The organism is Marichromatium sp. AB32 (assembly GCF_003718675.1).
GTDB lineage: Bacteria > Pseudomonadota > Gammaproteobacteria > Chromatiales > Chromatiaceae > Marichromatium > Marichromatium gracile.
On record NZ_RHFJ01000090.1, the window covers coordinates 1 to 8,627 of the forward strand.

9 protein-coding genes are annotated in these 8,627 nt (G+C 69.9%); all 9 read left to right on the forward strand.

Translation table 11 applies throughout. The features are described 5' to 3' along the window. The first annotated feature begins 185 nt into the window (after positions 1-185). The 9 genes from gshB (at position 186) to EBL85_RS16065 (ending at position 8,348) form a co-directional block, all read left to right on the forward strand. The gene (gshB, locus tag EBL85_RS16025) at positions 186-1,142 is read left to right on the forward strand and encodes a glutathione synthase (RefSeq protein WP_123143432.1); all 957 of its coding nucleotides are present in this window, start codon (positions 186-188) and stop codon (positions 1,140-1,142) included. A 61-nt stretch (positions 1,143-1,203) separates the two neighbouring features. Then, the gene (locus EBL85_RS16030) at positions 1,204-2,286 is read left to right on the forward strand and encodes an FAD:protein FMN transferase (RefSeq protein ID WP_123143431.1); all 1,083 of its coding nucleotides are present in this window, start codon (positions 1,204-1,206) and stop codon (positions 2,284-2,286) included. Then, on the forward strand, positions 2,283-3,239 hold the full coding sequence (locus EBL85_RS16035) for an energy transducer TonB (protein WP_123141766.1): 957 nt from the start codon (positions 2,283-2,285) through the stop codon (positions 3,237-3,239). The genes EBL85_RS16030 and EBL85_RS16035 overlap by 4 nt, the downstream gene beginning before the upstream one ends. Positions 3,240-3,387: 148 nt before the next feature. Beyond that, on the forward strand, positions 3,388-3,951 hold the full coding sequence (locus tag EBL85_RS16040; RefSeq protein WP_123141767.1) for a YqgE/AlgH family protein: 564 nt from the start codon (positions 3,388-3,390) through the stop codon (positions 3,949-3,951). A gap of 29 nt (positions 3,952-3,980) precedes the next feature. Then, complete coding sequence (gene ruvX / locus EBL85_RS16045; RefSeq protein ID WP_123141768.1) at positions 3,981-4,427, forward strand: Holliday junction resolvase RuvX; 447 nt, start codon at positions 3,981-3,983, stop codon at positions 4,425-4,427. Then, positions 4,384-4,938 carry a bifunctional pyr operon transcriptional regulator/uracil phosphoribosyltransferase PyrR gene (pyrR, locus tag EBL85_RS16050; protein WP_123141769.1) on the forward strand — a complete coding sequence of 185 codons (555 nt, stop codon included), beginning with the start codon at positions 4,384-4,386 and terminating at the stop codon, positions 4,936-4,938. The genes ruvX and pyrR overlap by 44 nt, the downstream gene beginning before the upstream one ends. Continuing rightward, the gene (locus EBL85_RS16055; protein ID WP_005223002.1) at positions 4,935-5,936 is read left to right on the forward strand and encodes an aspartate carbamoyltransferase catalytic subunit; all 1,002 of its coding nucleotides are present in this window, start codon (positions 4,935-4,937) and stop codon (positions 5,934-5,936) included. The genes pyrR and EBL85_RS16055 overlap by 4 nt, the downstream gene beginning before the upstream one ends. Beyond that, complete coding sequence (locus tag EBL85_RS16060; RefSeq protein ID WP_123141770.1) at positions 5,926-7,224, forward strand: dihydroorotase; 1,299 nt, start codon at positions 5,926-5,928, stop codon at positions 7,222-7,224. The genes EBL85_RS16055 and EBL85_RS16060 overlap by 11 nt, the downstream gene beginning before the upstream one ends. Before the next feature lie 86 nt (positions 7,225-7,310). Further along, positions 7,311-8,348 (forward strand): type IV pilus twitching motility protein PilT, encoded by a 1,038-nt coding sequence (locus tag EBL85_RS16065; protein ID WP_123141771.1) that lies wholly within the window; start codon positions 7,311-7,313, stop codon positions 8,346-8,348. Positions 8,349-8,627 lie beyond the last annotated feature (279 nt).

Sequence of the window (8,627 nt, forward strand, 5' to 3'; positions counted from 1 at the left end):
ATCTCGTCCTTCGCCGTTCAATCCATCTGGTAGCTGGTAGCTGGTAGCTGGCGACTGGCGGCTGGTCGCTGATGGCTGGTAGCTGGTGGCTGGTGGCTGGTGGCTGGTGGCTGGTGGCTGGTGGCTGGTGGCTGGTGGCTGGTGGCTGGTGGCTGGTGGCTGGTGGCTGCAGTACACTGCCCTCCATGAGCATCGACATCGGCATCGTGATGGACCCGATCGGGTCGATCAACACCAAGAAGGACAGCAGCCTCGCCATGCTGCTGGCGGCGCAGCGGCGTGGCTGGCGCCCCTGGTACATGGAGCTCGGCGACCTCGCGCTCGACGGCGATCGCGCGCTCGGGCGGATGCGCCCGCTGGAGGTCCGCGACGACCCCGCCGACTGGCACACACTCGGCGAGCCCGAGGTCCGTCCGCTCGGCGCGCTCGATGCCCTGTTGATGCGCAAGGACCCGCCGTTCGACATGGAGTACGTGTTCTCGACCTATCTGCTCGAGCACGCCCAGGCCGCCGGCTGTCTGGTGGTCAACGACCCGCGCAGCCTGCGCGACGCCAACGAGAAGCTGTTCACCGCGCGCTTCCCGCAGTGCACCCCGCCGACCCTGGTGACCGCCAGCGCCACCGACATCCGCGCCTTTCTCGGGCACCACGGCGAGATCGTGCTCAAACCGCTCGACGGCATGGGCGGGGCCTCGGTGTTCCGGGTCGGCGCTCACGACCCCAATCTCGGTGTCATCATCGAGACCCTGACCCTGCATGGCCGTCGCTACTGCATGGCACAGCGCTATCTGCCCGAGATCGCCGACGGCGACAAGCGGATCCTGATGGTCGACGGCGAGCCGGTACCCTACTGTCTGGCGCGCATCCCCGCGCCCGGCGAGAGCCGCGGCAATCTCGCCGCCGGGGCCAGCGCCGAGGCGCGGGCACTGAGCGAGCGCGAACGCTGGATCGCCGCCCAGGTCGGCCCCGAGCTGCGCGCGCGCGGCATCCTGTTCGCCGGGCTGGACGTGATCGGCGATCATCTCACCGAGATCAATGTCACCAGCCCCACCTGCATCCGCGAACTCGACGCCGCCCACGGGCTCGATATCGCTGGCGCTTTGATGGATCGCATCGCGGCCCGACTCGACGCCCGGGACTGATCCGGGATCGCGCCCCTCAGGGCCGGCCGCACCAGACCGCCGCAACCCCGAGGAGTGCCCCATGTCGTTCACGCACCCCCTGTCGGTCGTCGTCCGCCCCGCCCTGCTGGCACTACTGCTGCTCGCACTCGGCGGCTGCCGCGAGGCCACGCCGGTGAACACCACCAGGCTGCAGGCCTTCGGCGAATCGCTCGACCTCACCCTGGTCGGGGTCGCGCCCGAGCAGGCCAGACGCGCCCGGGCGGAACTCGCCGAGGATCTCGCCTTCCGCACCCGAGCCTGGAACCCGTGGACGCCGGGCGCCCTGGCCGACCTCAACCGCCGACTGGCCACCGGCGCACCGGTCACCGCGCCACCCTCGGTACTGCCGCTGCTGCGCACCGGGCAGCGGCTCGCCGCACAGAGCGAAGGGCTCTACAATCCCGCCCTCGGCGGGCTGATCACGCTCTGGGGATTCGATCGCGTCCCGCCACGCGCCGCGCCGCCGACCCAGCGGCAGCTCGAGACACTGCTCAACTCGGCACCGCGCATCGACCAGATCGAACTCGACGGCATCGAGATCCGCGCCGCCGCGCCCGGGACCCGGCTCGACTTCGGTCGGCTGGCACCGGCGCTGGCCGTCGACCTGGCGATCGCGCGGCTGCACGAGTTGGGCATCGTCAACGCCCTGATCCAGCGCGACGGCGACTGGCGCGCCAGCGGCGACCGTGGCGGCCAACCCTGGCGGGTGCCGATCCTGCGCGCCGGTGGCTCCGGGGTGCTCGCCATCGTCGCGCTGCGCCGCGACGAGGCGCTGGGCACCGTGGCCGACCACCAGCGCGACTTCATCCACCAGGGCAGGATCTATCATGACGTGCTCGACCCGCGCAGCGGTCGCCCGGCGCGCGCCACTCGTGCGGTCACCGTGCTCCTGCCCGATCTGGCCAGCGCCACCGTGGCCGCCCGCGCGCTCTTCGTCGCCGGTCCAGAGCACTGGCTCGAGGTCGCACAGCGGATGGGGGTGACCGAGGCGCTGCTGATCGATCGCAGCGGCGAGGTCCATGTCACCCAGGCGCTGTGGAGCCGGCTCGAGCGCATCGACCCGGGCGCCCGCATCCACCGCGTCAACCCGATCACCACCGAGGCTGCAACCATCGCCCCATGACCGATCGCCCGACCCCGTCACCGGCCTCGCTGCCGGCAGAATTGCTGACCCCGCCCTCGCCCAAGGGCGACAACCGTACCCTGGCGCTCGCACTCGGCGCCGCCGTCCTGCTGCACCTGGCGGCACTGCTCGCGCTCGCCGCGCGTCCCATGCCAGCGCAGCAGCGCCCGATCCCGGACTCGGCGCTCGAGGTGCTGCTGGTACAGAGCCCGAGCAACACCGATCAGCCTCAGCCCGAGGCCCCCGGCGGGCTGCGCAACCGCAGCGGCGAGTCGATCCACGGCGATGCCGCACACAGCCAGGAAGGCGATGGCGAGACGCCGCCCCCGGGCGCGCTCGCGCCCGTCCCGCCGCCACCCGACACCGAGACGGCGCAGGCCCCCACGCCCCCCGCGCCCCCGCCGACGGCACCCGCCCCGCTCACCGCACTGAGCCTCGAAGGCAGCGACCGCCCAGGCGCCGCGCCCCAGCCACTGCCACCACCACTGCCGCAGCCACCAGCGATCGACGCCGCGCAGATCCTCGCCAGTCGCGATCGCACCGTCGCCCGACTGGCCGCACAACCGGCACCCGGACTCGAGCAACCCGACGGGCTGCGCCGACGCGCGGTGAGCACCAGCACCCGCGAGATCCGCTACGCCAGCTATCTCGCCGCCTGGACGCGCAAGGTCGAGCGCATCGGCAACATCAACTACCCCCAGGCGGCCAAGGAACAGCGCATCTACGGCAGTCTGCTGCTGCACGTCTCGATCCGCGCCGACGGCAGTCTCGTCCAGGTGCGGGTGGTCCGCTCGTCGGGCTACGACCTGCTCGACCAGGCGGCGGTGCGCATCGTCGAGCTGGCCGCGCCCTTCTCGCCCTTCCCGCCGGACATCGCCGCCGAGACCGACGTGCTCGACATCGTCCGCAACTGGCAGTTCATGCGCGGCGACACCCTCGGCTGGGAGCAGTAATCGCGTGAGCGGTGCCATCCATCCAGACCGAAGGGGTACGATTTGGACCATCCGCAGCCACATCAACCGCACCCCTTCGGTCAAGGCGGCGCCGAGCGGCGCATCCTCGCACTTGCCTCGGGTTGCGCCGCACCGGATACTAGGGGCCATGGCCTACAGCTCCTCACTGACCAATCACTTCCTGATCGCGATGCCGGGTCTTCAGGACCCCAACTTTGCGCGTACCGTGACCTATGTCTGCGAGCACACGGAGCAGGGTGCGATGGGCATCGTCATCAATCGCCCGCTGGAAGTGACCCTCGGCGAGCTGCTCGCGCAGCTCGAGATCCCCACCGACGACGCCGAGCTGCAGGCGAGCCCGGTCTATCAGGGCGGACCGGTGCAGACCGACCGCGGCTTCGTGTTGCACGCCGCCGGGCCGACCTACGACTCGACCCTCGGCATCACCGAGGAGATCAGCGTCACCACCTCGCGCGACGTGCTCGAGGCGATCGCCCGCGGCGACGGACCGGAACGCAGCCTAGTGGCCCTCGGCTACGCCGGCTGGGGCGCCGGTCAGCTCGAACAGGAGATGAGCGCCAACGCCTGGCTCAACGGCCCGGCGAGCGACGACATCATCTTCCACATGGATACCGGCGAGCGCTGGCTGGCCGCGGCGCAGCTGCTCGGGGTCGATCTCAACCTGCTCAGCGGCGAAGCCGGCCACGCCTGAGCGCGCGGCGAGCGCGATCTGGAGCACCCATGGCAACCCTGCTCGGCTTCGACTTCGGGACGCGCAAGATCGGCATCGCCGTCGGTCAGACGGTGACCCGTTCGGCGACCCCGCTGACCACCCTGCGCAACCGCCAGGAAAAACCCGACTGGCCTCGTATCGAGTCGCTGATTCGCGAGTGGCAGCCGACGGCGCTGGTGGTCGGTCTACCCTTCAACATGGACGACACCGAGGTCGACTGGTCGGGACGGGTGCACCGCTTCGCCCGTCAGCTCAATGGCCGCTTCGGGCTCGAGGTCCATCTGATCGACGAGCGCCTGACCTCGCTCGAGGCCCAACGGCTGATCGCAGAAGGACCCGCAACAGCCAAATCGACAACGCCGGACGCCGTCGATGCATTCGCGGCGGCCCTCATCCTGGAAACCTGGCTCTGTGAGCAACACCAACATCTGGAAGGACGCCGCGCAGATCGATGAGGCCATCGCCCGCATGGCCGACGATCTCGCCGACCTGCTCAAGCGACGCGCGATCGACGACGCGCTGATGATCGGCATCCACACCGGCGGCGTGTGGGTCGCCGATCGGCTGCACGCCCGTCTCGGACTCGAGGCCCCGCTCGGTCATCTCGACATCTCCTTCTATCGCGATGATTTCACCCGCATCGGCCTGCACCCCCAGGTCCATCCCTCCTACCTGCCGGTGGGGGTCGACGACCGTCACCTGATCCTGGTCGACGACGTGCTGCAGAGCGGGCGCACCATCCGCGCCGCGCTCAACGTGCTGTTCGACTACGGTCGTCCGGCCTCGGTGACCCTCGCCACCCTCGCCGAGCGCGAGGCCGAGCGCGAGCTGCCGATCGCCGCCGACGTCGTCGGTCTGCGCGCCCAGCTCGACCCTGACACCCAGATCAAGCTCAGCGGTCCCGAGCCGCTGGTGATGCTGCTCGGGCACACCCCGGACAGCGACGATCAGGGGGCGCAGGCATGAGCGCACTGACCCCTCAGCTCCACGCCAACGGCAAGCTCCGCCACTTCCTCACCCTCGAGGGACTGGATGCTGCGCTGCTGCACGAGATCATCGACCGCGCCAGCGGCTTCCTCGGCGTCTCCGACCAGGCGGTGAAGAAGGTCCCGCTGTGTCGCGGCAAGGTCATCGCCAACCTCTTCTTCGAGACCAGCACGCGCACCCGCACCACCTTCGAGCTGGCCGCCAAGCGGCTCTCGGCCGACGTGCTCAACCTCAACATCTCCACCTCGGCGACCGCCAAGGGCGAGACCCTGCTCGACACCTTGCGCAACCTCGAGGCGATGCACGTCGACATGTTCGTGGTGCGTCACGCCACCAGCGGCGCGGCGCACTTCATCGCCGATCACGCCGCACCACACGTCAGCGTGGTCAACGCCGGTGACGGGCGTCACGCCCACCCCACCCAGGCGATGCTCGACATGCTCACCATCCATCGCCACAAGGCCGATTTCAGCCAGCTGCGGGTGGCGATCATCGGCGACATCCTGCACTCGCGGGTGGCGCGCTCGCAGATCATCGCCCTGCACACCCTCGGCGTCCCCGAGGTGCGGGTGATCGGTCCGCGCACCCTGATCCCGGCCCAGGCCGAGGAGGCGCTCGGGGTGCGGGTGTGCCACGACCTGCGCGAGGGACTGCGTGACGTCGACGTGGTGATCATGCTGCGGCTGCAGCGCGAGCGCATGAGCAGCGCCCTGCTGCCGAGCGAGCACGAGTACTTCCGGCTCTACGGCCTGACCGAGGAGCGTCTCGCCGTCGCCCACCCCGAGGCGATCGTGATGCACCCCGGCCCGATCAACCGCGGGGTCGAGATGGACTCCCAGGTCGCCGACGGCGAGCGCTCGGTGATCCTCGAGCAGGTCAGCAACGGCATCGCCGTGCGCATGGCGGTGATGTCGATGTGTCTCGGCAACCAGAACCTGCAGCATTCCCAGAGCGCCGGAGCCACCGATGGCCAGTAGTCCCAAGATCACCATTCGCAACGGTCGGCTGATCGACCCGGCCTCCGGCATCGACAGCCAGACCGACCTGCACATCGCCGAGGGCCGGGTCGCCGCCATCGGCGCCGCGCCCTCCGGTTTCCAGCCCGACCGCACGCTCGACGCCAGCGGCAGGCTGGTGCTGCCCGGCCTGGTCGACCTCTCGGCGCGGCTGCGCGAGCCCGGTCACGAGCACAAGGCGACCATCGCCAGCGAGACCCGCGCCGCCGCCGCCTCGGGGATCACCACCCTGTGCTGTCCGCCCGACACCCAGCCGGTGATCGATACCCCGGCGGTGGCGCAGCTCATCCAGCAGACGGCCAACCGCAACGGCTATGCCCGGGTGCTGCCGATCGGCGCACTGACCCGCGGGCTCAAGGGCGAGACCCTGGCCGAGATGGCCGCGCTCAAGCGCGCCGGCTGCCCGGCGCTCGGCGAGGCCGAGCGCCCGATCCGCAGCACCCACGTGCTGCGCCGCGCGCTCGAGTACGCCGCCTCCTTCGCCATGCCGGTGTTCCTCCACCCGCTCGACCCCGAGTTGAGTGCCGGTGGCTGCGCCCACGAGGGCCGCATCAGCGCCCGACTCGGCCTGCCCGCCATCCCCGAGGCCGCCGAGACCCTGGCCGTCGCCCGCGGTCTGGCGCTGGCCGAGCAGACCGGCGCACGCATCCACTTCCGCGGTCTGTCGACGGCGCGTGCCGTGGCCCTGCTGTCCGAGGCGCGGCGCCGCGGCGTGCGCGCCAGCGGTGATGTCAGCATCCACCAGCTGTTCCTCACCGAGGACGACCTCGCCGGGCTCGACGCCAACTGTCATCTGCTGCCGCCGCTGCGCACCCTGGCCGATCGCGAAGCGCTGCGTGCGGCCGTGGTCAACGGCGACCTCGAGGCGGTCTGCTCCGACCACCAGCCCCACGACGCCGACGCCAAGCTCGCCCCCTTCCCCGAGACCGATCCCGGGATCGCCGCGCTCGAGACCCTGCTGCCGCTCGCGCTGCGACTGGTCGAGGAGGGCGTGATCGGGCTGCCCGAGATGATCGCCCGGCTCACCACGGGACCGGCCGGGGTCGTCGACCAGCCCTATGGCCGACTCGGCATCGGCGAGATCGCCGACGTCTGCGTGCTCGACCCCGAGGCGCGCTGGACGCTGACGCCCGAGACCCTGCTCGGTCGCGCCGGCAACACCCCCTTCATCGGGACCGAGATGCACGGACGCGTGAGCTGGACCCTGCTCGGCGGGCGCGTCGTCTTCGAGCGCGTCGAGCAGGACTGAGCCCGCGCCCCACCGTGGCGCCGCCCTGCTCGGCGGCGCCACGGATGGACCCGGGCACCATCGACAACCGGACGGAGACCGCCGCCGTGGACATCGCCGAACTCCTCGCCTTCAGCGTCAAGAACAACGCCTCCGACCTCCACCTCTCGGCCGGTCTGCCGCCGATGATCCGGGTCGACGGCGACATGCGTCGGATCAACGTCCCGGCGCTCGACCATCGCGCCGTGCACTCGCTTGTCTACGACATCATGAACGACAAGCAGCGCAAGGATTACGAGGAGTTCCTCGAGACCGACTTCTCCTTCGAGATCCCCGGGGTGGCGCGCTTTCGTGTCAACGCCTTCAACCAGAAGCGCGGTGCCGGTGCGGTGTTCCGCACCATCCCTTCCAAGGTCCTCACCCTCGAGGACCTCCACGCCCCGGCGATCTTCAAGGAGATCGTCAACGTGCCGCGCGGCCTGGTGCTGGTCACCGGCCCCACCGGGTCGGGTAAGTCGACCACGCTGGCGGCGATGATCGACCACCTCAACGACAACGACTACGCCCACATCCTCACCATCGAGGACCCGATCGAGTTCGTCCACGCCAGCAAGAAGTGTCTGGTCAACCAGCGCGAGGTCCATCGCGACACTCTCGGCTTCAGCGAGGCGCTGCGCTCGGCGCTGCGTCAGGACCCGGACATCATCCTGGTCGGCGAGCTGCGCGACCTCGAGACCATCCGTCTCGCACTCACCGCCGCCGAGACCGGTCACCTGGTGTTCGGCACCCTGCACACCACCTCGGCGGCCAAGACCATCGACCGCATCATCGACGTCTTCCCCGCCGCCGAGAAGGAGATGGTGCGCGCGATGCTCTCGGAGTCGCTGCGCGCGGTCATCGCCCAGACCCTGCTCAAGAAGATCGGCGGCGGCCGGGTGGCGGCGCACGAGATCATGATCGGCACCCCGGCGATCCGCAACCTCATCCGCGAGGCCAAGGTCGCGCAGATGTACTCGGCGATCCAGACCGGCCAGGCCCACGGCATGCAGACCCTGGATCAGAACCTCAAGGAACTGGTGCAGCGCGGCGTGATCAGCCGCAAGGACGCCACCCAGAAGGCGCAGAACAAGGACAGCTTCATGTAAGCGGCCGGGGGATTATTGAACCGCGAAGACACCAAGGTCGCTAAGGGTTTGGAGCGAGCTGCTCAAAGGCGACTGCGGCTGAAACTAGAGGCCGAAAAGCGCGCACACCGCTCGCCCCCTTCATCCTTGCGATCCCTTCGCGCCCTTCGCGCCCTTCGCGTCTTGTATCTTGCCACCCCGTGGTGGTTAGCTCCCACCGCGCGAGATTGAGGCAGCTCGATTGCGCCTGAAGGCCTGGACCTTGTCGCTAAGACCAAGCCCTCGATCTCTCTTCTCATG